Source organism: Luteibacter sp. NPDC104163, assembly GCF_055584245.1.
In genome coordinates this window covers 141,308-163,919 of sequence record NZ_JBVJMK010000006.1, presented here as the reverse complement: position 1 = coordinate 163,919, position 22,612 = coordinate 141,308, and the positions used below count along the sequence as shown (strand labels likewise).

Here is a 22,612-nt window from a genome sequence, read left to right as displayed (position 1 = left end):
TTTTTCGTTCATCCGGCCTGCGCACGTCCTTCCCTTACAATGTTGCGGACGTCTACGTGAAGGAATCCCGATGGCCCACGCGTTCCGCCGCCTGGCCGGCCTTGTCCTCGCCGCCTGCGCCATGGGTGCAAGCCTGCATGCCCGCGCCGAAGGCACCGAGGCCCAGCGCACCCGTTTCCGCCAGGCCTATGCCACCGCCGCGCAGCAGGGCGGCGACGCGTGGCGTGCCCAGGCCACGGGCCTCGAGAGCTACTCGATCTATCCCTACATCGAAGCCGCTGCGCTGACCCACGACCTGCGCACGCTGGATAGCGCGCGCGTGCAGGATTACATCCGCCGCTACCCGGGCATGATCCCGGCCGCGGACCTGCGCCGCGATTTCCTCGGCGAACTCGCACGGCGCAAGGACTGGCCTTCCTTCACCGCGATGTACCAGCCTGGCCTGGGCGATTCGCTGGCCTGCTACAACCTCCAGGCAAAGCTCTCGCGCGGCGAACCGCTGGTGTTCGAAACCGACATGGCCGACCTGTGGCGCAAGGCCAGCCTGCCCAACAGTTGCGACCCGGTGATCGCCGCGGCGCATGACCAGGGTTTACTGACCAACGACCGCTTGTGGTCGCGGATCGACATCGCCGCCGACGCCGGCAAGGGCGGCACCGTCGCCTCGCTCGCGCAGTGGCTTTCGCCAGACGACATGCCGGCCGGCCAGCACCTTGGCCAGGCCCTGAACGATCCGGCGACCGCCGTGCGCGATGCGGCCAACTGGCCCGACACCCCGCGCCACCGGCAGGCGGTGACGCTCGCCCTGCAGCGGCTGGCGCGCAAGCAGTCCACGGCCGCCGATACGGCATGGGCGCAACTGGGTCCGCGCTTCGCATTGACCGAGCAGCAGCGTGGGGCCATCCAGAACGCCATCGCGCTGTTCCACGCCACCGATTTCGACGAGACCGCGCTGGAGCGTCTTGCCGCACTGCCCCCGGGCGCCCAGACCGACGCCACCCGCGAATGGCGCGTGCGCGTGGCCCTGGCCCGGCAGGACTGGACGGCAGCGCTGAGCGCACTCGATGCGCTGGGCACGACGCAGAAGGAAGACGGCGAGTGGCGTTATTTCCGCGCCGTGGTGCTCGCCCACCTCGGCCGCCAGGCCGATGCCACCACGCAACTGCGCTCCGTTTCGCAGGAGGCCACGTATTTCGGCTTCCTCGCCGCCGACAAGCTCAACACGGGCTACGCGATCTGCCCGAGCAGCATGGCCACGGACGAAGCACGCGAGGCCGCCCTGCTCAGGGAGCCAGGCCTCGATCGCGCGTTCGAACTGTATGCGGTGGGCCTGCAGAAAATCGCGCGCCGTGAATGGACGGCCGCACTGAACGGCCGCGACGCCGAAACCCAGCGCCTCGCCGCCGACCTCGCCTTCCGCAAGGGCTGGTACGACCGCGCGGTGTTCACGCTTTCCTCGGGCGATGCACTGCGCCTTTATGAGCAGCGCTTCCCGCTCGCGCGGCAGGATGGCGTGGTGGAACAGGCCACGCAGGCCGGGATCGAGGCGCCGTGGGCTTACGCGATCATCCGTGCCGAGAGTGCCTGGATGAGCGATGCCCGCTCGGGTGCCGATGCGCGCGGTCTCATGCAGTTGCTGCCTGGTACGGCCGCCAATGTCGCGAAGAAGAATGGCCTGGGCTGGTCCGGTGGCGAGAGCCTGTACGAGCCGACCACCAACATCATCCTCGGTACGCGTTATCTCTCGGAGATGGCGCAGCGCTTCAATGGCGCGCCCTGGCTGGCGAGCGCGGCGTACAACGCCGGCCCGTACAAGGTCGACCAGTGGGTGGATGCGCGCGGCACGCTGGATCCGGAACTGTTCGTCGTCAGCATCCCGTACAAGGAGACCCGCGAATACGTCGCGCGGGTGATGGCCTTCGCGGTGATCTACGACTGGCGGCTCAATGGCAATGCGCTGCCGATCAGCACGCGCATGACCCGGATCGGTTCGCCGTACACGCTGCCGGCACCCGGCGCGGTGCGCAAGCCGGTGACCTGCCCCGCCCCGGCGGTCGCCAAACCGGCGCCGCCGTCGACGCCTGCCGTGCTCGAACCTGCTCCCGCGGCCGCGTCATCGACGCCCGCGGCGCAGGAACCCAAGGACGCTTCGCAACCCTGACCTCCCGGAGGTGGCCGCCATGAAAGCCCAGCGCATCGTGATCCTCGGTGGCACCGGTTTCGTCGGTAGCGCGCTGGTGCCGCGGCTGGCAGCGGCGGGCCATGACCTGCTACTGCTTTCACGGAACCGGCAGGCACGGCGGCACGCGACGGTCGGGCGGCAGGTCACCGTGGCGACCGCGGATGTCCACGACCCGGCGGTCTTGCGCAAGCACTTCGCCGGCGCCGACACGGTCATCAACCTGGTCGGCATCCTCAACGAAAGTGGGCGCAACACGTTCGAGCGCGTCCATGTCGCGCTCACCCGCTCGGTCATCGACGCCTGCCACGCCATGGGCGTGCACCGCCTGCACCAGATGAGTTCGCTCAAGGCCGGCCAGGGCGCTTCGGCCTACCTGCGCACGCGCGGTGAGGCGGAGGCGCTGGTGAAAGGCTCGACGCTCGACTGGACGATCTACGAGCCGAGCACGCTGTTCGGCCCCGGCGACGGACTCGTCAGCCGGTTCGACGCCCTGCTGCGCGTGGCGCCCGCGATGCCGCTGCCACGGCCCGACGCGAAGATCACGCCGGTCTACGTCGGCGACGTGGTCGAGGCGATGGCGCGCTGCGTCGCCGATCCCGCGATCTCCCTGCTGCAGACCTTCGAACTCTACGGTCCGGAAGTCTGGCGGCTGGTCGACCTCGTCCGCGCCATCCGCGACACGCGCGGCCGGCGCCGCCTGGTGCTGGCGCTTCCCGATGCGCTTGGCCGCCTACAGGCCACGGTGGCGCAGTTCGCGCCCGGCAAGCCGTTTACGCCCGATAATTTCCGCACCCTGCAGACCGATTCCGTCGGCACGGTTGACGGCCTCGCCCGGCTCGGTATCGTGCCGCAATCGCTCTCGGCCTGGCTCCCACGCCTGCTGAGCCAGCCGGTCCGCCAGCGCCGCCTCGATGAGGCGCGCAGCCGCCGGCGCACCTGATCGTTCGGAACCCGGTAACCCATGGAGATCTACCTTGTCGGCGGCGCTGTCCGTGACCAACTGCTCGGCCGCCCGGTCGTCGACCGCGACTGGGTGGTGGTGGGCGCGACGCCGGAAGAGATGCTGGCGGCGGGCTACCGCGCCGTAGGCAAGGATTTCCCTGTGTTCCTGCACGGCGACAGCAAGGAGGAATACGCCCTCGCCCGCACCGAGCGCAAAACCGGGCGCGGCTACCACGGCTTCGCGTTCCATGCGGAGCCGACGGTCACCGTCGAGCAGGACCTGGAGCGGCGCGACCTGACCATCAACGCCATCGCCCAGCACGATGACGGACGCCTGGTCGACCCTTACGGTGGCGTGGGTGACATCGAGGCGAGGCTGCTGCGGCATGTTTCGGGCGCATTCGTGGAAGACCCCGTGCGCGTGTTGCGCGTCGCGCGTTTCGCCGCGCGCTATGCACCGCTGGGATTCCGCGTGGCCGATGAAACGATGACGCTCATGCGGCGCATGGTCGAAGAAGGTGAAGTGGACCACCTGGTGCCCGAGCGTGTCTGGGCCGAAACGCGCAAGGCACTCGCCGAGCCGATGCCCGATGTATTCGTTCGTGTCCTTCGTGATTGCGGCGCGCTACGCGTGCTGTTCCCGGAAGTGGATGCGCTGTACGGCGTACCGCAGCGAGCGGAATTCCATCCGGAGGTGGATACCGGCATCCACGTCGAAATGGTGCTGCGCGCCGCGGCGACCCTGGCGCCAGGTGATGCGCTGGTCGGCTACTGCGCGCTCACCCACGATCTTGGCAAGGCACTTACACCCGCCGACATGCTGCCGCGGCACATCATGCACGAGCAGCGCGGGATCGAGCCTGTGCAGGCGATGTCCGCGCGACTGAAAGTACCCGTCGAATACGCGTTCATGGCCGAGATGGTCTGCAAGCACCACCTCAACGCCCACCAGGCGTTCGAACTGAAGGCCACCACCGTGCTGCGCCTGCTCGAATCGCTGGGCGCGCTACGCCGGCCCGAGCGGCTCGAGACCTTCCTCCTCGCCTGCATGGCCGACAAGCGCGGCCGTCTGCACCACGAGGAGGATGCCTATCCCCAGGCGGACTACCTGCGCGCCTGCCGCGAAGCCGCCGCCGGCATCACGTCGAAGCCGTTCGTCGATAAAGGCCTGGAAGGCCCCGCCATCGGCGAAGCGATGAAGAAGGCCCAGGCCGAAGCCATCGCGAAGGTCGCGAAGCCAGCGTAGGCGCTGGCCTGCCTCTGATCTGTGGGAGTGAGCTTGCGAACGATGCTCTTCCGCGAACCCATCGTTCGCAAGCTCACTCCCACAAGATGTCGGTGTTGCGATTAGAGCCGCGCGCCCTGGTCAGCAGCCATCACGCCCTCAGGCAACGCGGCCGCATCAATCTCCTTCGCGAACAGCATCACCTGGAACCTCTCACCCATCTGGTCGGGCAAGGTCAGCTTCTTCACTTCCTGGGCCAGGCGATAACGCGCGGCCTCGTCGGTGAGCGCCAGGTAATCCTCTTCGAAGAACTCCTGCATGCCCGCGGCGATGAGGAACTGCGCCTGCGGCATGTAGGCGGCCACGCCGAAGCCGGCGCTGTTGCCCGCTTCCGCCAGCGCGGTGAAATCCACCGAGGCGGTGAGGTCCTGCAGGCCCGGCAGGAAGAAGGCATCGCCGTGCGCGCGATGGCGATAGAACGCGCGCAGCGTACCGTCGGTACGTTCCGGCATGTAGAACTCGCTACGCACGTAACCGTAGTCGGCGAAAAGCATGGCGCCCTTGCGCAGCGTGCCGGCCACGGCCTGGATCCAGTACGGAAGCTGCGGCAGCACTTCGGTGCGATAACCCGCCGCGAACTCGCGGCCCAGGTCACGCTCAAGATGGCGCACGGCACCGTTCACGAGGACGTCGGCCGGGCGATCGGTACGCATGAAGCGACCTTCGCCATCAAGCACCACGTATTCCTCGTAGACCTCGCCGTCGCGCGTGGTGAAGCGCGTCGTCGGCAGCGCGTCGATGACCTCATTGGCGAACAGCACGCCATCCCACGGCTCCTCGAGCGGCGCGTCCAGCCACACCGCACGCTTCGCGACCTCGGGCGGCAGGTTCGCATGCAGGCGCACGTGCTGGCGCTCGCGCAGGTCGGCGCTGGGCTCGAGGATCATGTAGCGGCGCGGCAGCTTGCCCGCCGCATCGAGCGCACGCAGCGCGGCCTCGGCGAACGCGCCACTACCGCCGCCGATCTCGAGGAAGTCCGCCTCCGGGCCCAGTGCCTCCAGTACGGGCTCGAAGGCACGCACCACGCAGCGGGCGAACAAGGTACCCAGCTCGGGGGCCGTGACGAAATCGCCTTCCGCACCGAACTTCGCCTTGCCCGCGCTGTAATAGCCCAGGCCCGGCGTGTACAGGCAGCGCTCCATGAAGCGTGAGAACGGCATGGGGCCATGCGCCGCGATCTCTTCGCGGAGGAGCCCGCTGAGGTGTTCGGAATGGGCGCGCTCGTCGGCGCCGGGTTCAGGGAGGCGATCAGTCATGCCGCCAAGGATACCAGCCTGAAAAGCTGCCCGTGGGAGCGTGCTGTGGGAGCGTGCTTGCACGCGATGGGTGCTTGCGCAAACGCCATCGCGCGCAAGCGCGCTCCCACAGGGCGGCGGCCTTAGAAATCCTGCTGCAGGGACAGGAACACGCCGCGGCGCGGGCCGAACTGCGGGGCGCCTACGCCAATACCGGAACCGTCGCGGATCTCATAGGTTCGATCCAGCGCATTCACCAGCGCCAGCTGGGCGTGGGTCGTGCCGATCGGGGTCAGGTGCAGGTCCTGCGACACGCTGAGATTGAGCTGGAAGTACGCAGGCATGTGGTCGCCGTTCGGGACGATGCCGTCGCTGCGCAGTCCCGAGCCGAACAGGTAATCCGCGCCGACCTTCGTGCCCTCGCCAAACGCGTAGCTGATGCCGCCCGACGAGGTGTACTTCTGGTCGTGGTCGAGGTGGATGTAGTGGTCGTAGATGTACGCCAGGTCATCCGGGCTGAAGTTGTACTGGCTGGTGATCACGCGCTTGCCGACCGCACGGTTGTACGCGAAGTTGAAGTAAGCGGTGAGCGCGCCGCCGTCGTAATTCACGGTGAGCTCGTCGCCCTTGATCTTGCCCTGGTCGTAGTTGAACGTGGAGTACACCACGGCCGCGCCGAACTGGCCTTCATCCTGCAGGCGCTGCACGTTGCGGCGGTAGCTGTCGAGGCCGACGGTCCAGGCATCGCCGAACTTCTGCGAGATGCCCACGTCGTAGTAGCTCGAGCGTTCCGCCAGCGGCAGGTCATTGCCGTTATCAGCCAGCGCGTTCGTGGTGCCGTTGAACTTCGCGATCGACGTGGGCGTGATCGACTCCGTCGCCGGCGGGGTGAAGTAGCGCGAATAGCCGGCGTGGATCGTCGTGCTGTCGGTCGGCTGGTAGACGACGCCCAGGCGCGGGCTCAGCTGGCTTTCCGGCTTGAACGCGTTGAACTTGTCGGCGCGCAGGCCGTAGTTCACCGTCCACTGCGAACCGATGCTCCATTCATCCTGCAGGTAAGCCGCGTACGTACGGGCGAGGATCCGGCTGGTGTCCAGGATGTTAAACGGCGTGGTCGAGGTCTGGTTACCGTCATCGTCCGCCGGGAAAACCAGGGAATTATTCGTCGCATTGGCGCGCTCGAACGAACCGTAGATACCGTAGCGCAGCGTGTGGTTATCACCCAGCGGCGTGGAGAAATCCGCCTGCAGCGTGTCGGCGCGGTTGGAACGGCGCACATCGGAGGCGACGCCGTTGAACATCAGGTCGCCAATGTCATCGGGCGTGAAATCCAGCCCGCTGTAACGCTGGCCGGCCGACACCTGGTAGGCCGTCGTTCCGAGCTTGCCCTGCAGGCTCAGGATGCCGAAACGGGTCTTCTCCTGCTGGCGCTCGTTGAGCTGCGCCGAGTCGAAGTTGGTCACGTCGAGGTAACCGAACTGCGCTTCCTGGCCCGGGTTGTTCGGGATCTCGAAGCGGTTGTTCGTGGCGCCGAACATGAAGCTCAGGCGGGTGTCGTTGTTGATCAGGTACGACAGGTCGCCGAAGGCCTTCACCTGGTTGGTGTGATCGTGGATCGGCTTGCGGCTCGAGGTCGGGTTTTCGATGCCGACATCGTTCTCAAGGTAGTTCGCGGTGAGGAAGAAGCTCCACTGGCCTTCGCGCCCGAACAGCGTGGCGTTGGGGTTCAGCGTGCCGAACTGGCCGCCCGTGATGCCCACGCTGCCACCGATACCGTCCTGCTTCTGGCTGCGCGTGGTGATGTCCACCACCGCCGCGGTGCGGTCGCCGTACTGGGCAGGCAACGCACCGGTCAGCAGCTTCACGTTCTCGATCATGCGGGCGTCGAGCGTCTGGCCGAAGCCGCCGATGCTTTCCGGAATCACCACGCCGTTGACGCGGTACTGCAGGTTCGCGTGGTCACCGCGCACGTGCAGCTGGCCGAAGCTGTCCTGGACCACGCCCGGCGCCTGCAGGATCACCTGGTTGAGCGGCGTCGAGTCGCCCAGCGGGAGCGCCTGGATCGTCTGACGGTCCATGACGTACTGGCTGCTGCCCGTGTCCGGCGAAAGGCTGTTGCGCGCCTCATCGAGCCGGGCGGTGACATCCACCTCGCCCAGGTTCGTAGCTTTTTGCGGCGGCGCCGTATCGTCGGCGGCGAAAGCGGGGGCGGCCGAAAGGGCCAGGGCAATGGCAAGGGCTAGGCGAACAGGCTTCATGGGGGACGGGGCCAGAATGTTATAATGTTTCATCAGTCTCAAGGCCGTACCTTTCCCGAAGCTTTCAGGAGGTCAAGACCTTGTGGGAGCGCGCTTGCGCGCGATGGGGGATTCGCGGCAGACGCTTGCGGCCCCTTCACGATCCACCCTTCACCCTTCTCCCACCTTACACAGGAGATGACGATGGCGAAGCGTGATCCCGCCTCCACCTCGAAAGAGATCGTGCCAACCTCGGCGATCGACCGCGGGGAAAGCCCGGTGGCGAAGGCGATCCTCGAGTTCGTCAGCCGCATCCCGGACAGTGAAGTGCCCAAGGCGGCGAAAGGGACCGCCGAAGAGGAGTCCGGCCGGCTGGCCAGCGCCGCCGCCAACAAGGCCGCTCTGACGGCGGGCTCGCTCGCCCTGCCCCCGGGCCCGCTGGGCTGGCTCACCGTGCTCCCGGAGCTGGTCGCCATCTGGCGCATCCAGGGCCAGCTGGTCAGCGATATCGCGGCCGCCTATGGCAAGACCGCCAAGCTCGGCCGCGAGCAGATGCTCTGGTGCCTGTTCCGGCACACGGCAGCACAGGCCTTCCGTGACATCGCCATCCGCGTGGGCGACCGCCTGGTCTTCCGCACCACCGCCACCAGCGTGCTGCAACGCCTGGCAGGCCGCATCGGCGTCAGCGTGACCAAACGCGCCGTCGGCAAGGGCATCTCACGCTGGCTGCCCGTGGTCGGCGCGCTCGGCGTTGGCGCCTACGCCTACTACGACACCGGCCAGGTCGCGAAGACCGCCATCGACCTCTTCAGCGGCGACGTCCATATCGACGACGGCGACGACACCCCCGAAAAGCCCACGAAGAAATCCAAAGCCGCCGCCGAGCCCGCCACCCCCGAGAAGACCGCGCCCCCTGTGGGAGCGCGTCTCGCGCGCGATCCGACGCCAAAGGCGTCGGCCCGAAAAACGGTGAAGAAGCCCCCCACCCGCAAGCGAGCAACCGCCAAGAAAGCCGCCCCAAGAAAAACAGCAACCGCAAAGGCAACTGCCAAAAAAGCCACCAAAAAAACCACAGCCCGCCGCCCCGCCACCAAAAAGGCCACCCGCAAATCCCCCACCGCAAGGTGACGCCCGGCTCGCTTTCCGGCAAGCTGCCCGCGCATCGCCAAGGGAGCCAGCCATGAACCAGCCACCGGTCGTACTCATCACGGGCGGCGCGCGCCGCGTCGGCGCCGTCATCTGCCGACGGCTGCACGCGGCGGGCTGCAACATCGCGCTGCACTACCGCAGCTCAGCCGATGATGCCGAGGCGCTCGCGAAGGCATTGAACGCCACGCGGGCCGACAGCGTCGCGCTGTTCTCCGGCGCGCTCGACAACCCCGCGACTCCCGACCACCTCATCGGCGATGTACTCGCCGTATTCGGCCGGTTGAACGGACTGGTGAACAACGCCTCGGCGTTCTATCCCACCCCCATCGGCCAGACCACGCAGGCGCAATGGGATGACCTGTTCGCGGCAAATGCGCGCGCGCCATTCTTTCTTTCGCAAGCCGCGGCTCCCGCGTTGCGCGAAAGCAAGGGTGCCATCGTCAACATCGTGGACATCTACGCCGAGCGTCCGCTCGCAGGGCACACGGTGTATGTCATGGCGAAGGCGGCGCTGGCGATGCTGACCCAATCGCTGGCAAAGGAACTCGCGCCGGAGGTGCGCGTCAATGCGGTCGCGCCTGGCGCCATTCTCTGGCCGGAATCGGGCAAGCCCGAGGAAGCCGCGGAGTTGTTGATCGCGAAGACGCCGCTTGCGCGGAAAGGCGAGCCAGACGACGTAGCCGAAGCGGTGCGCTGGCTGATGCTGGATGCGCACTACACGACGGGCCAGGTGATTCGCGTGGATGGCGGGCGGGCGCTGAACATCTGACGCAGCTCACGCTCGAGACGTGAGATTTCGGCACAAAACGCGCGAATCAATGAGAAGAATCCTCAACGCACTCACAAGGTAGTTTGCATGCCTTATGCTTCGGCGCTGGAATCGCATGGAGCAAACGAGCATGACGTTCGAGTCAATACAGGCCACGGCAGTAGATAGGGAACGTGGTATCGAGGTAGTCCAGCCCCGCCTTGAGCGAGGCGCTGGAGCCGGCGAAGTTGAGATGCAGTACAGCGTCTACTTTGGGGGACGCGTAGAGGTCATCTGCTGCCTGGCTACCGTCGACGAGCGCGCGGACGACTCCCAAGCCTGGGAGATCCACCTGGGTCCGCGCCACCTCATCGCATCACTCATGCGAATTCAGCGCGCAATGAGTTATGACACACCACGCTTCGAGTTCCTGAAAGACATGGCCGACGCCATGACTCTCGTCTACGCCGAGGGATACGACATATATGCTCCGACTAAGTTCACAGTCGTGGCGACCGAACGCGACCTCGCCGAATGTGGCGTAGCAGTGCCTTCGAACGCGACGCTTCCATCCGGGTGGGTCGTCATGGGCGAACGGAGCGTCGACGTGTCTTTCGAGGCGCTTCCGGTACTGCCGGAGGCACCGGCTTCGGCGGCACAGCCGCTGTCCTTGCTGGTCGATCGGGATGGTCCGGCCGAATATGTGTTCGCTTCAGGGCGTCTCCCCGACGGATCATCCAACATCCAGCGAGCGTTCGATTTCATCGCTTCGCAGGAAGGAAATGCAGGAACGCTGTTCCACACGTCGCTTGGGCGCGCGATCGATAATGCCAGGAGTGCGCATGACATCACGTCGGCGACAGAAAAGATGCGCGCATTCTTTCAGGAGCAGGGCATGCGTCCATTCCTTGGGAAGTACAGAAACCTTGCGGTCGATATGATGATTAATAATGGGTGCCGTGACTTTGCGACGTCCGCCGTTGAGTCAGGCGCTTGTATTGCCTTCGTGGACGGGTACCTTCCGCACAGCCGATTCGCACACGCTGAATTGCCCATTCTTCAGAATGCGACGAACCTTCGGGTTTCGACTCCGTCAACTTGAGAACAAGCCCTCAGTATCATTTACGCAAGCTTACCGAGTATATCGAAGTCATCGCAGACACATGGACTGCGCCGCTGAGCATCACGACGAAGTCGCGATAAATAAGGATCAAAGATGTACTTTGAGGCGACAAAGGCAACCTCACTAGACGCACGACGCGATGTGGAGTTCTATCGTCCACGCGCGGAATCGCTGAATGATTCCGATGCCGTCGCATTCAATTTCACGGTGCGACACGGCCAGTCTCGGCGCGGGTTTTCATGTGATGGGAGGACCATCGTTAACGCTGACCGTAGCGTTCGTTGGGAATTCCTATTCTGTGAAGGAAGTAGCTTCTCGCATGCCATCGCTCTCGCCCGCGAGCTAGCCCCAGACCTAGACGAATCCCAGCTTATTGACTACCTCTCCGAAGGGATACTTCTCACGTTCGCCGCGGGAACCTCCATCTTTCGAGACACAGAATACGTTGTACTCGCCACGACAGAGGTAGGCGGCAGCGGGCCATTCGATGTAGCGAAGCAGGCAACGATCAAGTCAATGAAGGTAAACCTTACGCATGATTCCTAACTTTATACGCTTTCGTACCTTGCGACACACGAGGGCAATAAGCGCGACACTTTTTGTCGTGCTAGTCGGATTAACATTTAGCGCCTCCGCGTTGCAACGCAAGGCGGCACCCCCTTTCGCCAAAGAATTCATACAGATCGGTGACACAGTCCTGGCAGCCAAAGCGGATACTCAACTAGCAGATGGGGTGAGCGGGGCTGTTCTTGTCATTCGTCATCCAATCGTTGCGGATCGCTCGAAAAATCCATGCGATCTAGTCGTTCTTGCGAAAAGTTCGGAAGGTTTGCGCACGAGTGTGTTTAACAGCAACGTCGTCGACTGCAGGTACAACGAGTCGGCTCGCAATGCGCCAGAAATGGGGCTTGACGACAACCTCTCCGTGGAACCCGGCAAGATCTCGTTCTACAACGAACTGAGCAAGGGTGGGACGAGTTACACGTTCTCGTATGACTCTAAAAAGGCGGCGTGGCACCTTAGCCAAGCCGATTCGACCAGTGTGCAACAGGGAAGTTCTGGCGAGATCGAGGTATACAAAGCCAGCCTCACTTTCCCGGCAGTCCTTCCGTGGGTACCACTGAATCAATTCGATCCGAAGAGCCTTCGCCAGCTTATCGAGAAACATAGAAAGCCAATTCAGTGACAGGAGGTCACGATGCCGAGATTCAATGAAAGTTCCGCCCTCTTATTCCAACGATTTGTACAGTCAGGCGTGACTTCGCCCGATGAACTGGCCAACGTCATGGGCAACGCATCCGTTGAGACCGACTCCTTTTCAACCATGCATGAGCGCATGGGATATAGAAGCGTCGGCCAAGTCGTCGGCGCTGTTTCGAGCGCGGCCAGACGGAACACTACCCAAGAGATCCAGGAGGCGATCGACTCAAGGGATCCGCAACGGATGGCTCACATCCTTTACGAGGATCGAGCTGATCTCGGCAACACGCAACCCGGTGATGGCTGGAAATTTCACGGACGAGGTTACTTTCAGTACACGGGTCGCGAAAACTATCGCCAGTTCGGCGATAAGTTCCATGTTGATCTCGTGGATAACCCTGATTTGGCCGCCGATCCAGATATGGCGGCTACACTTGCCGTTTCTTACTGGAACGACCGCGTCCCGGAGGCTGACAGGCGCGATCCTTATGCCGCCGGCTATGCAATCAACGGCGGAGATAATGGTGCACAGGCTCGGGCGGATCGGTCTGAGGCGTGGGCGCGCGTAATCACTCCAGAACTCATCGAGCAGGTACGAGACGGTCGCATCGACATTGCCGGGCTGACCAATATAGGTGCAGAAGACCATCGGCGTGCGCGTAGTCCTGCTTCGACAACGCTACGTCTTGGTGGCTCCGGGCAAGCGATCGGTGAGCTTCAAGGCAGCTTGTCAGCGCTCGGCTACACAGGGCCGGACGGAAGGCCTCTGATTGCAGATCGCGACTTCGGGCCAGCAACAGATTACGCCGTGCGTCAGTTTCAGGTCGACCATGGTCTCATCGCCGATGGCGTGGTCGGTCCGGCTACGCGCCGGGAGGTTAGCAACCAGGAACTCGCCAATCGTCAGGCTATTCATCGCAATGAGCTCGGGAAAAATGGACTCGATGCTTACCGCGAGCTCGGAGAGTCAGGCCGCGACGGCCGCGACGTCAACGGCAGCAGAAGCAATTCAGCTCCCGGGGCGCACGACCGCATCAACGAGATGCTCGAAGCCGCCCGCAACGGCGACTGGAACCGGTTCCGCCAGGAGACGCAGGCCTTTGCCGACATGCCGCCGGGCCAGCAGCTTCAACAGAATGCCGTGCAACAGGCCAACCAGATCGAACAGCACGCGGAGCAGCAACGCGCCGCCCAGCTCCAGCAGCAACAAAACGAACAGCAACAGACCCAGCAGCAGGCACACGGCCCGCGCATGGTCCGCTGACAAAGGAACCCCAATGGAAGAAAAGGAAGTCCTGACGCTGGTCAGCAGCACGGCGCTCCTCATGAAGCAGTTCGAGCGGCGCTGCTCCATGATCGAACGGCGGCTCGACCAGACATGGCAAGCGCTGGAAGGTCTCACCAGCCATGTGCCGACGGCGGTACAGCGCTCGGCGGACGGAGTATTGCGCGAGATCCCGGTCCAGATCATGGATCGTGTCCGGGCCGGCATCGATCGCCCGGTCAGCGAGTATGAGCTGCGCCTGCAGAACGCCTCTGGCTCTGCGATGGAGGCTACGCGCGTCGTCGCCGATCAGATGACGCGCCTCGAGAAGCTGCACCGCCACCTGGTCTGGAAAGTCATGGGCGTCGTCGGCGGCGCCATCGTGCTGCTGCTAGTGGCGGCGATCTGGTTGTCGTCGCATTACATGGACGTGATTCTGCAGAACCAGCTATCCGCGGACCTGCTTAAGGCGTACAACAGGGCGGACGTCACGCTATGTGGCGACCAGCTTTGCGCGAATGTGAATACGAAGGGAGCGAAGGCGGGTGCCCAGGGGCAGTATCTGCCGGTGAATCCGCGGTGAGGTGATCTGGCCGCGCCGGTGGCGCAGATCGCGCGCGAGCGCGCTCCCACAAGAGGGCACCGGCGCCCGGCAGTTGTGGGAGCGTGCTTGCACGCGATCCGAGCCGCGACAGCCCCACAACGAAGAAGGCCCGGCATCACTGCCGGGCCTTCCTGTTTTACTTCTTCTGGCGGAATGCGGTTTCCAACAAGGCGCGATCGAAGCCCTGCCCCGGGTCGCCGTGTTCGGCGTAGCGGTAGAGCGCCGCGGCGTAGACACCGTGCATGGCGTTCTGGAACAGGCCGAGCGCCACGACGGCGATGACCGCGACCACACCCACGGCGACCATCAGCGCGATGGAGCCGGTCGACGCCGCGCCGACGAACAGCGCGATGCTGACCACCATCACGCAGAACGTGAGGAGGCCGCCCGCGAGGCCGATGCCGGCGTTACCGATGATGTTCTCGCCCCAGGTGCGCTTCACCAGCGAGGCGCTGTCCTTCAACGCTTCCACCGGGCCGACGTTCTGCGCGGCAAGCACCGGCACGACGAGGAAGGTGGCGACGGTCCAGCCCACGCCGAGCAGGCCGGCGACGAGACGGCCAACGATACCGGCGCGTTCCTGGATGGCACGCAGGATCATGCCGACCGTGGCGGAGATAAGGGCGTAGCCGACGATCGACGGCAGCTTGCTCCACGCGGCGCGCAGGCCATCGTTGAGCGTCGGGTTGCCGCCATCGAGGCGAATGAACGCCGCGGCCGCCAGTGCGGTGTTGAAGAAGATCACTACGCCGTACTGGACGAAGTAGAACAGGAACGAGACGGCGAGGAATACCGGCGAGACGTGCCGGCCGCCATCCTCAAGGCCCGTGCGGTGCCCTTGCCAAAGCGAGATCACCGGCCAGGCGAACGAGGCGATGACCACGAGCGAGGCCAGGCCCGCAAAGAGCGGGAACAGCATCAGCTCCTTGTCCTGGCGGAGGATGTTGGCGCTGGATTTCATCAGCGCCCAACTGCGTGCGAACTTGCCCATTTCCGTTGGAACCCCTGGTGCGTTGCGGTGGCGGTGTTTTAGCACCCCGGCCGGGGCGAGCGCCACCGCGGGGCGATCCGTCTGGGCTGACGGACCGCCCCACCTGTCCGGCGGAAGGCGCGTGGCACCTGCCCTACAGGCACCGGCCCCGAGCTACGCCCCGCGCCCCGCCGGCACCGGCGATCAGATGGCGCCGGCCGGCGTCACGGCCGGGAAGTCCTTGTCGTGGTCGAACACATTGTTAAAGAAGTTCGTCAGCGAATACATCGCCACGAGCGCGACGATCTCCATCACGTTCGCATCGGTATAACCGGCCTCGCGGACCTTCTCGAGATCGGCCTCGCTCACGTGCCCCCTCGCCTCGATGACCTTGCGCGCGAACGCCACGGCGGCGTCACGCTTCGCATCGGTCGCCCGTCCCTTGCGGGCGAGGATGATCTCATCGCCGGGCAGCTTCGCCATGTGTTCCGCGGTGAAGCTGTGCACCGACAGGCAGTAGTTGCAGCCATTCACTTCTGAAACGGCCAGGCCGATGCTGTCGCGGGTCTTCACGTCCAGCGCCTTGCTCAGCGAGCCGAGCAGGACAGCCCATGCGTTGAAGGCGAGCGGGCTCTGCGCGAAAGCGGCCAGCATGTTCGGGGTAAACCCGATGTTTTTGGTAAAGGCATCAAGCGTGGGCTTCGAGTCGGCCGGGACCTGGTCGGCCATGAGTGCGGTGGTTCTTGGCATGACGTTTATTCCACTGAGAGCTAAGAAAGGGAGATCAGGCGAAGTCGAGGACTTCGGCGAGCGGGCGGCGCGGCTTCTGCGCCCAGTTACCGGCGCGTTCCGGCCCGACGGAAAGCAGCATGACCGGCACCTCGTCCTTGCCGAGGCCAAACTCGCGGGCTACGGCGACATCATCGAAACCGATCATCGGCGTCGAACCCCAGCCGAGCGAACGCGCGGCGTAGATCATCGCGGCGGCACCGAACGTACCGGTACGCACCGCTTCGTCGCGCTGGCGCTGCGGGAATTCCTTGTACAGGCCACGCGCGGGAAGCTCCCACTCGGGCACCATCGTTGCCGGCATCACGCCAGCCGCGACGAGCGGCGCAAGGCGATCGGGGATCACGCTGGAATCAGCCAGCTGGCCGACGACGATGAAGGTGACAGCCGCATCGGTCACTGCAGGCTGGTTCCACGCGATTGGGCTCAGTTTCGCCTTGGCTTCCGGCGAGCGCACGGCGATGAAGCGCCAGTTCTGCAGGTGGAACGAGGTGGGTGCGGTCGTGCCGACATGCACGAGTTCGCTGATCTGCTCATCGCTCAGGACTGCGTCCTTGTCGTAATACTTCGCGGCGGTGCGGCTAAGAATGGTGTTGATGACTTCGTTGCTCATGATGAACTCCGGTGACTTTGGGATGGAATGACGCGCAGGAGGGCCCGTGCCTCTCCCGAAAGGAAAGGGGTGTGTTGGAGCTTTGGGAAACGGAGGGGGCGCTTCGCCCCGGAAGGTCAGGAGCGGGGGCGGAAGATGGACTTGCCCTTGCGGCGGTCTTTCGCATTCATCGATGCGATCGCGTCATCCAGGGAGGAGACCTTGCCGATGTGCGTTTTCAGCCGGCCATCGCTAACGCGCTGTGCAATCTCCGCCAGCTGACCGCGGTCGGCTTCGACGACGAAATCGATGACGCGGATGGTGTCGGGCAACCCTTCATAGGGCCCCACGACCGAGACGAAGACACCGCCCGGCCGGACGAGGCGCGCGGATCGCTGGCCGATATCGCCACCGATCACGTCGAACACGAGATCGACCTCGCCGACGTCTTCCAACGCATCGTGCTCGAGATCGACGAAGTCGTTGGCGCCGAAACCCAGCGCCAGCTCACGATCGGCCGCGCGGCCCGTGCCGATCACATGCGCTCCGGCCGCGCGTGCCAGCTGCACGACAAGCGCACCGACCGCGCCGCCCGCGCCATGCGCGAGGACCCGCTGTCCCGGCTGCAGCTGCCCGTGCACGAACAGGCCCTGCCAGGCGGTGAGTCCGGAAATGGGCAGGCTTGCGGCGGACACGAAGTCCACATCGTCGGGCAACGGGGCGAGGTTCCGCGCTTCGATCGCGGTGTACTCGGCGAGCGATCCGTCGCGGTACCAGTCGGCGAGCCCGAACACCCGCTGGCCGATCGAGAAGCCCGTGGTGCCATAACCGATGGCCGTGACCACGCCTGCCAGCTCATGGCCGACGACGGAGGGCGTACGATCGCGACCCAGCCGGTCGGCCCAGGTCGACGGCCACTCAAGCTCAGTGTTCACGAAGCCCGCCGCGTGCACTTCGACGACGACGTCGTTGATCGATGCCTTTGGCTGGGGCCGCTCGGCTAGTTTCAGCCCGGCCATCCCTGCCGCCTGGTCAGTCGCCACGATCGCTTTCATGAAGATCACCTCGGGTCGGATACCGCGTTCTGAGCGTAGTTTCCGTCCACTGCCGGTGCAGAGGGTCCGCGCGTGGAGTCCACCGTTCCACGCCGGTACTCCGACGGATCCATGCCGAACACCTTGCGGAATGCGCGGGCGAAACTGCTACGGCTTTCGTATCCGGTGTTGCGCACTACCTGCTCGATGGAGACCTGGCCGGTCTGGAGTTGCTCGGCTGCCTGGCGCATCCGCAGGTCGCGCAGGACGTTCATGGGCGGCTGGCCGACGATCTCGGTGAACCGCGCCATGAAGGCGGAGCGGCCGAGGTATGCACTCTGTGCGAGGGAACTGACGGTATGCGGCGCACCCGGGTTGCTCGCCATTTCCGCGAAGGCACGGGCGATCTGCGGGTCGCGCAGCAACGCGAAGCGCTCCACCCAGGTGTGGTTGGAGTGCAGCGAACGGCGAAGGATGTTGACGATCACCAGCTTGAGCAGCGCCGAGCTCATGGCGCCGGAACCGACCTCCTGCGCGACGAGTTCGGCTATGGCGCTCTTCAGCGTCGTATCCAGCCGGTCGGCCTCGGAGAACTGCTCGACGATCGGCGTGGTGAGCGTCCCGAACAGATCTACGGCCGAGCCGTAGCAGGCATCGAAGAAACCGCAGATCAGGATGACTTCGGGATCGCCCTCGCCGGCCACGATGTAGTTCACGGCGTCCTTCGATACCGCGACGAGCATGCCATCCACCGTGCGCATGCTGTTAAGGCCACGGTGGAAGCCTTCCGCCTCGATGCGGAAGGGTGCGTTCGGCGGCACGATGACCAGGGTATGCGGGGCCAGCTCGATAGGGGCGCAGCCTTTGATCGAAAGGCGCCCGCTGCCACGGATGTTGTAGTGGATGCCGGGTGCGTTCACGCCGCCCATGTCCAGGCAATAGCCCTCGCTGACGAGGCACTCGGTGAGCGCGACGAAGTTGACCTCGAGGCTCCCCAGGAGCCGGTTGAGGTCATGCGGCGAAATACGTACGGCGGGTCCTTTCAGCACTGCGTCACCCGGGAGGAAGGTAATCGATGGAGTGCAGGCAGCCGAGGTCATCTGTACGCGCCGAACACCGCGCAGGTGGATCGTCGGCAGTGGCACGTTGATATTCGGCCAGTCAGCGCTGCCTGTCCACGAATTCTAGGGTCTCACCAGGGCGGTGGACTAACGGATTCGCGGGGCGGACTTGGCGCACGCGCCGCGCCGCCGGGCATGCCTCCCTGGCCGCAGGCTTCCCGCATCGCCCGCATGTGCGCAGTCCGCCCTATCGCCACCTGGGCTATCCCGGCCTCCCCTACCAGCCGTGTCTCCACCTGCGAGCCGCGCGCGAGGGTCAGGTGGATCGGGCAACGCATGGACACCTCGACGAGGGCCGCGACCTGCGCTGAGGTGAGCCGGCCGGTGATCTGGATCTCCTTCAGGAACCGATCGCGTGCCGCGAGGGCGGGCCGGTCGTGGACCACGCGTACCACCAGCCGCTCCAGCGGCCACGCCCGCTCGGTGGCGTAGCGGCGCATCGTCATGAGCGCGCATGAGCCTAGCGCCGCACTGAGGAGGTCGAAGGGCGTCGGCCCGGAACCGAGGCCGCCGACACCCATGGGTTCGTCGACGATCAGGGTGGAGCTCGCGGCGCGCGCGACCACCTGGTAAGGCCCGTACTTTCCCTCATTAAGCATGACCGATTCGGCCCAGCCATCATCCGGGTCGATGACGGAGGCAGGCGAGGCGTGCGCGGCAGGACCGCTGTTCAGGCTGTCAGAGAGGATGTCCATGGCTGCCACGTTATGCGCGCCATGGTCTTCCCGCGTCCCGCAGTCGCGTCCAATCATCCGGCGTTTCGAACAAGACACGAACATGACGTTGTGTCTTTTCGTCCACTGCGTCGCACGGCGGCCAGCGACAGATGAATTGGACGATGTAGCGGACGATCGGTCGTGGAAGCGCTTGCACAGTGGGGATCAAACCCTTTAGGCGCGCCATGGCAAGAATGAAACAACGGTGCCGCATCGAGCAGGCGTTCGGGGCACGGGACTTAGCGACTTTCTTTACCCTGACCCATGCCGGCCAGCCGCTTACGGTGGCGGAACTCGTCCTGCCGCTGGCATCCGGCGAGTCGGCATCGCCACCCGCGAGCGACGATGCGTACCTCGTGATGACCAACCTCGGCGCGCCCTGCACGATGAAGGTTTCGCACGGCTCGCGCAGGGTGCTGGACGACCGCCTGCCCACCTGGCACACCCTGGTGATGGACCTGGCGGAAGCGGTGCACGTTTCATGGCAAGGCCCGTTGCACGCCGTCGTCGCCTACCTTCCGCGGCCGGCCGTCTTCGCTGGGGAGAAAGGTCTCGCTGACTATTCACTCGACGACAGCGCGCCTTTCGATGATGCGTTGCTGGGCGCCATCATGGCCTGCCTCAGGCACACGACCGCGCCGCTACACCCGAAAGAATCGGCCATGTTCGCGCGCCACCTGCTGGAGGCCGCGTGCTCCTGCCTGGCGCACCAGCATGCCGTGCCAATGAGCGAACCCCGGCTGCTGAGCGTCGCGCTGTCCGAAGCGCAGCGCGCGGTCGCGACCGAGTACATGCTCGCCCGTCTCGGTACGCCGATTTCCATGCACGAGGTGGCTGCGGCGTGCGGGCTGTCTTACCGCTTGTTCACACGCGGCTTCAGGCTTTCCTTCGGCACATCGCCGCACGCCTGGCTCATGGCCGCGCGCGTCGATCTCGCCAAGCGGCTGATGCGCGACGCGAACCTGCGCCTGACCGATATCGCACACATGTCCGGCTTCTGTGACCAGAGCCACTTCAACCGGGTGTTCGCGCGGTTTGCCTCGTGCACGCCGGGCGAGTGGCGGCGGAAGTACACGCCGGAGCCCGCAGACCGGAGCGCGCCGGCGAGCGGGATGCGTGAGGCCGTACTGAAGTAATCGGGCGAGCGAGCTTCAGAGCCGCATGGGTGCGACGGACAACGGCTCCTTCCCTGAGGGAAAGGCAGCCCACAGCGCAGCCATTGTCTGCCCGTTCACCGGGTGACGCACATCCGGCGCAATGTCGGCCATCGGCTTCAACACGAACGCATGGCGAAGCTCGCCGCGCGGAAGCTGCAGGTGGCCCGCGCCGCTGAGCACAAGGTCGTCGTACAGCACGATATCCACGTCGAGCGTGCGGCTGGCGTAACGGTCGCCTCCGCGGATGCGTCCATGGCGGTCTTCCAGGGCGTGCAGCCAGTCGTTCAACGCCTCGGGGCCGAGGTCGCTCTCAAGGCCGACCGCCAGGTTGAAGAAGTCCGGCCCCTCGAAACCGACAGCCACGCTGCGGTACACCGGCGATACGTCCAGCGCGCCGAAACGTGCGCGCAGTTCCGACACCGCCGCGGCGAGCCAGCGCTCCGCGTCGATATTCGACCCAAGGCTCAGGTACGCACGCCCCATTCAGTCCTCCAGCGCCGGGATATCACGCAGCGCGCCGATCGCCTCGCGCACGTCGCCGCCCGAAGGCTGCTGGAACGGACGCAGGCCAAACTCCGGCAGGATAGCGATGAGGTGGTCGAAGATATCGGCCTGGATCCGCTCATAATCCAGCCACACCACGGTGTTGGTGAAGCAATAGACCTCGAGCGGAATGCCCTGCGGCCCGGGATCACGCATGCGGACCATGCGGGTCATCCTGTCGTGCACATCCGGGTGCGCCTTGATGTACGCCTCGGCATAGGCACGGTAGGCGCCGATGTTGGTCTGGCGGCGGCGGTTGGCCGGCAGCTTGCCGGGCTCGCCGAGGGCATCGTTCCAGCGCTGGATGTCTTCGCGTTTCTGCTTCAGGTAGGCGGCGAGCAGGTGGATCTTCGCGAAGCGCTCCAGCTCGCCCTCCTCGAGGAAGCGCACGCAGGCGGCATCGACGAACAGCTCGCGCTTGATCCGACGCCCGCCCGAATCGGACATGCCGCGCCAGTTCTGGAACGAATCGGAGATCAGCCGCCACGTCGGCACGGTGACGATCGTGCGATCGAAGTTGCGCACTTTCACCGTGTGCAGGGTGATGTCGATGACATCGCCATCGACGCCGGCAGACGGCATGGTGATCCAGTCGCCGACGCGCAGCATGTCGTTGGTGCTGAGCTGGATGCCCGCGACGAAGCCGAGGATCGTGTCCTTGAACACTAGCAGAAGCACCGCCGACATCGCGCCGATGCCCGAGAGCAACAAGGCGACGTTCTGGTGCGTGAGCCGCGTGATGACGACGACGACCGCGACGATCCACAGCGCCAGCTGGAACAGCTGTACCACGCCCTTGATGGAACGCTTGCCCGCGGGCGTGGCGCTATACAGCGATTCGAACGCGACCAGCGCCCGACCGAGCGCCGCCATCACGCAGACGATCATCCAGCACACGGCGACGTCGCGGATGAAGCCCGCCCAGCCATCGTCGCTAGTGACATCCAGGAACAGGGCGATGCCGTAGTACACGACGATCGCCGGGAGCATGCGCGCGAGCCAGCGGAACGCGCCGAACTCGTACAGGGCATCGTCCCAGCGCCATGCCGTGTGGCGGGTCGCGACACGCACGACGCGGTGCAGGAACACTCGGCCAAGCAGGCCGACCAGCCAGGCCACGACGAAGAGGCCGGCGATCGCGCCCAGCCGCTTCAGCTCGATGATGTTGAACATGTCGTCCATGTCGCTGTTACCACTCCAGGAGAAACATCATTCCGGCCGCGTGCCGCGCTCGATGCGCACACCGACGGCGCGCGCGCCACGCACGGCACCCGGCTTGGAAAGCTTCAGGCGCACCCAGCTCACGCCGAACTCCTCGCGGATGATCTCGGCGCAACGCTCGGCGAGGGTCTCGACCAGGCCGAAGCTCGAAGCCTCGACATAGGCCTGGAGGCGCTTCGAGATCGACTTGTAGTTCAGCGTGTCGTTGATGTCGTCGGTCGCCGCGGGACGGCGGTTGTCGAACGCCATCTCCAGGTCGAACGAAAGGGTCTGCCGGATCCGGCGTTCCCAGTCGTAGATGCCGATGACCGCGTCGATGCGCAGGTCTTCGATGAAGACGATATCCATGGGGCCGTGGTGCGTGGAAAAGGCCTTACAGGTTAACCGATGCCTGCATGTGCCGTGGGGGGGGGACTGTTGTGGGAGCGTGCTTGCACGCGATGGGTGCTGCCGCGAGCACCCATCGCGTGCAAGCACGCTCCCACAGCACGCTCCCACAG

Annotated in this window: 21 protein-coding genes; 10 read left to right on the top strand and 11 right to left on the bottom strand. The window is 65.0% G+C overall.

Annotated features, from left to right (window positions below):
- The first annotated feature begins 70 nt into the window (after nucleotides 1–70).
- From ACZ6YI_RS09700 to ACZ6YI_RS09690, 3 genes are read left to right on the top strand one after another with little or no spacing between them, the layout of a single operon-like run.
- Nucleotides 71–2,161: a transglycosylase SLT domain-containing protein gene (locus ACZ6YI_RS09700; RefSeq protein WP_465778466.1), complete on the top strand. Its 2,091-nt coding sequence runs from the start codon at nucleotides 71–73 to the stop codon at nucleotides 2,159–2,161.
- Nucleotides 2,162–2,180: 19 nt separating this feature from the next.
- Nucleotides 2,181–3,122, top strand: coding sequence for a complex I NDUFA9 subunit family protein (locus ACZ6YI_RS09695; protein WP_465778465.1), 942 nt, complete (start codon nucleotides 2,181–2,183; stop codon nucleotides 3,120–3,122).
- A 21-nt stretch (nucleotides 3,123–3,143) separates the two neighbouring features.
- Entirely contained in the window at nucleotides 3,144–4,370 is a 1,227-nt protein-coding gene (locus ACZ6YI_RS09690) for a multifunctional CCA addition/repair protein (RefSeq protein WP_465778464.1), read from the top strand.
- Between the two features lie 101 nt (nucleotides 4,371–4,471).
- Here ACZ6YI_RS09690 and ACZ6YI_RS09685 read toward each other — a convergent pair whose 3' ends face one another.
- Both ACZ6YI_RS09685 and ACZ6YI_RS09680 read right to left on the bottom strand, forming a co-directional pair.
- Nucleotides 4,472–5,665 carry a class I SAM-dependent methyltransferase gene (locus tag ACZ6YI_RS09685; RefSeq protein WP_465778463.1) on the bottom strand — a complete coding sequence of 398 codons (1,194 nt, stop codon included), beginning with the start codon at nucleotides 5,663–5,665 and terminating at the stop codon, nucleotides 4,472–4,474.
- A gap of 122 nt (nucleotides 5,666–5,787) precedes the next feature.
- Nucleotides 5,788–7,902, bottom strand: a complete 2,115-nt coding sequence (locus ACZ6YI_RS09680) for a TonB-dependent receptor (RefSeq protein WP_465778462.1) — start codon at nucleotides 7,900–7,902, stop codon at nucleotides 5,788–5,790.
- Nucleotides 7,903–8,085: 183 nt separating this feature from the next.
- Here ACZ6YI_RS09680 and ACZ6YI_RS09675 point away from each other — a divergent pair, with 183 nt between their 5' ends.
- The 6 genes from ACZ6YI_RS09675 to ACZ6YI_RS09650 all read left to right on the top strand — a co-directional run bounded on the left by ACZ6YI_RS09675 (nucleotide 8,086) and on the right by ACZ6YI_RS09650 (nucleotide 13,948).
- The gene (locus ACZ6YI_RS09675) at nucleotides 8,086–9,009 is read left to right on the top strand and encodes a hypothetical protein (RefSeq protein WP_465778461.1); all 924 of its coding nucleotides are present in this window, start codon (nucleotides 8,086–8,088) and stop codon (nucleotides 9,007–9,009) included.
- 52 nt (nucleotides 9,010–9,061) lie between these two features.
- Nucleotides 9,062–9,799: a pteridine reductase gene (locus tag ACZ6YI_RS09670; protein ID WP_465778460.1), complete on the top strand. Its 738-nt coding sequence runs from the start codon at nucleotides 9,062–9,064 to the stop codon at nucleotides 9,797–9,799.
- Nucleotides 9,800–9,929: 130 nt separating this feature from the next.
- On the top strand, nucleotides 9,930–10,880 hold the full coding sequence (locus ACZ6YI_RS09665; protein ID WP_465778459.1) for a hypothetical protein: 951 nt from the start codon (nucleotides 9,930–9,932) through the stop codon (nucleotides 10,878–10,880).
- A gap of 556 nt (nucleotides 10,881–11,436) precedes the next feature.
- Nucleotides 11,437–12,087, top strand: coding sequence for a hypothetical protein (locus tag ACZ6YI_RS09660; RefSeq protein WP_465778458.1), 651 nt, complete (start codon nucleotides 11,437–11,439; stop codon nucleotides 12,085–12,087).
- A 12-nt stretch (nucleotides 12,088–12,099) separates the two neighbouring features.
- Entirely contained in the window at nucleotides 12,100–13,365 is a 1,266-nt protein-coding gene (locus ACZ6YI_RS09655) for a peptidoglycan-binding protein (protein ID WP_465778457.1), read from the top strand.
- 13 nt (nucleotides 13,366–13,378) lie between these two features.
- Entirely contained in the window at nucleotides 13,379–13,948 is a 570-nt protein-coding gene (locus tag ACZ6YI_RS09650) for a relaxation protein (protein WP_465778456.1), read from the top strand.
- Between the two features lie 157 nt (nucleotides 13,949–14,105).
- On the opposite strand, the gene ACZ6YI_RS09645 is transcribed toward ACZ6YI_RS09650, so the two are convergent.
- The 6 genes from ACZ6YI_RS09645 to ACZ6YI_RS09620 all read right to left on the bottom strand — a co-directional run bounded on the left by ACZ6YI_RS09645 (nucleotide 14,106) and on the right by ACZ6YI_RS09620 (nucleotide 19,170).
- Nucleotides 14,106–14,930 carry a DUF6159 family protein gene (locus tag ACZ6YI_RS09645; RefSeq protein ID WP_465778455.1) on the bottom strand — a complete coding sequence of 275 codons (825 nt, stop codon included), beginning with the start codon at nucleotides 14,928–14,930 and terminating at the stop codon, nucleotides 14,106–14,108.
- 213 nt (nucleotides 14,931–15,143) lie between these two features.
- Nucleotides 15,144–15,689 (bottom strand): carboxymuconolactone decarboxylase family protein, encoded by a 546-nt coding sequence (locus ACZ6YI_RS09640; RefSeq protein ID WP_465778454.1) that lies wholly within the window; start codon nucleotides 15,687–15,689, stop codon nucleotides 15,144–15,146.
- A 34-nt stretch (nucleotides 15,690–15,723) separates the two neighbouring features.
- Nucleotides 15,724–16,341 (bottom strand): nitroreductase family protein, encoded by a 618-nt coding sequence (locus ACZ6YI_RS09635; RefSeq protein ID WP_465778453.1) that lies wholly within the window; start codon nucleotides 16,339–16,341, stop codon nucleotides 15,724–15,726.
- Nucleotides 16,342–16,457: 116 nt separating this feature from the next.
- Nucleotides 16,458–17,375, bottom strand: coding sequence for an NADP-dependent oxidoreductase (locus ACZ6YI_RS09630; RefSeq protein ID WP_465778452.1), 918 nt, complete (start codon nucleotides 17,373–17,375; stop codon nucleotides 16,458–16,460).
- Between the two features lie 5 nt (nucleotides 17,376–17,380).
- Nucleotides 17,381–18,499 (bottom strand): AraC family transcriptional regulator, encoded by a 1,119-nt coding sequence (locus ACZ6YI_RS09625; protein WP_440326610.1) that lies wholly within the window; start codon nucleotides 18,497–18,499, stop codon nucleotides 17,381–17,383.
- A gap of 47 nt (nucleotides 18,500–18,546) precedes the next feature.
- Entirely contained in the window at nucleotides 18,547–19,170 is a 624-nt protein-coding gene (locus tag ACZ6YI_RS09620) for an OsmC family protein (RefSeq protein WP_465778451.1), read from the bottom strand.
- A 215-nt stretch (nucleotides 19,171–19,385) separates the two neighbouring features.
- Between ACZ6YI_RS09620 and ACZ6YI_RS09615 the strand changes: the two genes are divergently transcribed.
- Nucleotides 19,386–20,327, top strand: coding sequence for a helix-turn-helix transcriptional regulator (locus tag ACZ6YI_RS09615; protein ID WP_465778450.1), 942 nt, complete (start codon nucleotides 19,386–19,388; stop codon nucleotides 20,325–20,327).
- A gap of 15 nt (nucleotides 20,328–20,342) precedes the next feature.
- On the opposite strand, the gene folK is transcribed toward ACZ6YI_RS09615, so the two are convergent.
- The 3 genes from folK to folB are packed head-to-tail and all read right to left on the bottom strand — an operon-like array spanning nucleotide 20,343 to nucleotide 22,460.
- Nucleotides 20,343–20,831 carry a 2-amino-4-hydroxy-6-hydroxymethyldihydropteridine diphosphokinase gene (gene folK, locus ACZ6YI_RS09610; protein WP_465778449.1) on the bottom strand — a complete coding sequence of 163 codons (489 nt, stop codon included), beginning with the start codon at nucleotides 20,829–20,831 and terminating at the stop codon, nucleotides 20,343–20,345.
- On the bottom strand, nucleotides 20,832–22,073 hold the full coding sequence (locus tag ACZ6YI_RS09605) for a mechanosensitive ion channel family protein (RefSeq protein ID WP_465778448.1): 1,242 nt from the start codon (nucleotides 22,071–22,073) through the stop codon (nucleotides 20,832–20,834).
- Nucleotides 22,074–22,100: 27 nt separating this feature from the next.
- Complete coding sequence (gene folB / locus ACZ6YI_RS09600) at nucleotides 22,101–22,460, bottom strand: dihydroneopterin aldolase (protein ID WP_465778447.1); 360 nt, start codon at nucleotides 22,458–22,460, stop codon at nucleotides 22,101–22,103.
- Nucleotides 22,461–22,612 lie beyond the last annotated feature (152 nt).

Excerpts from the sequence above, each read along its gene's own strand:
- ACZ6YI_RS09700 (WP_465778466.1), top strand. The coding sequence starts at position 71 with ATGGCCCACGCGTTCCGCCGCCTGGCCGGCCTTGTCCTCGCCGCCTGC.
- ACZ6YI_RS09695 (WP_465778465.1), top strand. The coding sequence starts at position 2,181 with ATGAAAGCCCAGCGCATCGTGATCCTCGGTGGCACCGGTTTCGTCGGT.
- ACZ6YI_RS09690 (WP_465778464.1), top strand. The coding sequence starts at position 3,144 with ATGGAGATCTACCTTGTCGGCGGCGCTGTCCGTGACCAACTGCTCGGC.
- ACZ6YI_RS09685 (WP_465778463.1), bottom strand. The coding sequence starts at position 5,665 with ATGACTGATCGCCTCCCTGAACCCGGCGCCGACGAGCGCGCCCATTCC.
- ACZ6YI_RS09680 (WP_465778462.1), bottom strand. The coding sequence starts at position 7,902 with ATGAAGCCTGTTCGCCTAGCCCTTGCCATTGCCCTGGCCCTTTCGGCC.
- ACZ6YI_RS09675 (WP_465778461.1), top strand. The coding sequence starts at position 8,086 with ATGGCGAAGCGTGATCCCGCCTCCACCTCGAAAGAGATCGTGCCAACC.
- ACZ6YI_RS09670 (WP_465778460.1), top strand. The coding sequence starts at position 9,062 with ATGAACCAGCCACCGGTCGTACTCATCACGGGCGGCGCGCGCCGCGTC.
- ACZ6YI_RS09665 (WP_465778459.1), top strand. The coding sequence starts at position 9,930 with ATGACGTTCGAGTCAATACAGGCCACGGCAGTAGATAGGGAACGTGGT.
- ACZ6YI_RS09660 (WP_465778458.1), top strand. The coding sequence starts at position 11,437 with ATGATTCCTAACTTTATACGCTTTCGTACCTTGCGACACACGAGGGCA.
- ACZ6YI_RS09655 (WP_465778457.1), top strand. The coding sequence starts at position 12,100 with ATGCCGAGATTCAATGAAAGTTCCGCCCTCTTATTCCAACGATTTGTA.
- ACZ6YI_RS09650 (WP_465778456.1), top strand. The coding sequence starts at position 13,379 with ATGGAAGAAAAGGAAGTCCTGACGCTGGTCAGCAGCACGGCGCTCCTC.
- ACZ6YI_RS09645 (WP_465778455.1), bottom strand. The coding sequence starts at position 14,930 with ATGAAATCCAGCGCCAACATCCTCCGCCAGGACAAGGAGCTGATGCTG.
- ACZ6YI_RS09640 (WP_465778454.1), bottom strand. The coding sequence starts at position 15,689 with ATGCCAAGAACCACCGCACTCATGGCCGACCAGGTCCCGGCCGACTCG.
- ACZ6YI_RS09635 (WP_465778453.1), bottom strand. The coding sequence starts at position 16,341 with ATGAGCAACGAAGTCATCAACACCATTCTTAGCCGCACCGCCGCGAAG.
- ACZ6YI_RS09630 (WP_465778452.1), bottom strand. The coding sequence starts at position 17,375 with ATGAAAGCGATCGTGGCGACTGACCAGGCGGCAGGGATGGCCGGGCTG.
- ACZ6YI_RS09620 (WP_465778451.1), bottom strand. The coding sequence starts at position 19,170 with ATGGACATCCTCTCTGACAGCCTGAACAGCGGTCCTGCCGCGCACGCC.
- ACZ6YI_RS09615 (WP_465778450.1), top strand. The coding sequence starts at position 19,386 with ATGAAACAACGGTGCCGCATCGAGCAGGCGTTCGGGGCACGGGACTTA.
- folK (WP_465778449.1), bottom strand. The coding sequence starts at position 20,831 with ATGGGGCGTGCGTACCTGAGCCTTGGGTCGAATATCGACGCGGAGCGC.
- ACZ6YI_RS09605 (WP_465778448.1), bottom strand. The coding sequence starts at position 22,073 with ATGGACGACATGTTCAACATCATCGAGCTGAAGCGGCTGGGCGCGATC.
- folB (WP_465778447.1), bottom strand. The coding sequence starts at position 22,460 with ATGGATATCGTCTTCATCGAAGACCTGCGCATCGACGCGGTCATCGGC.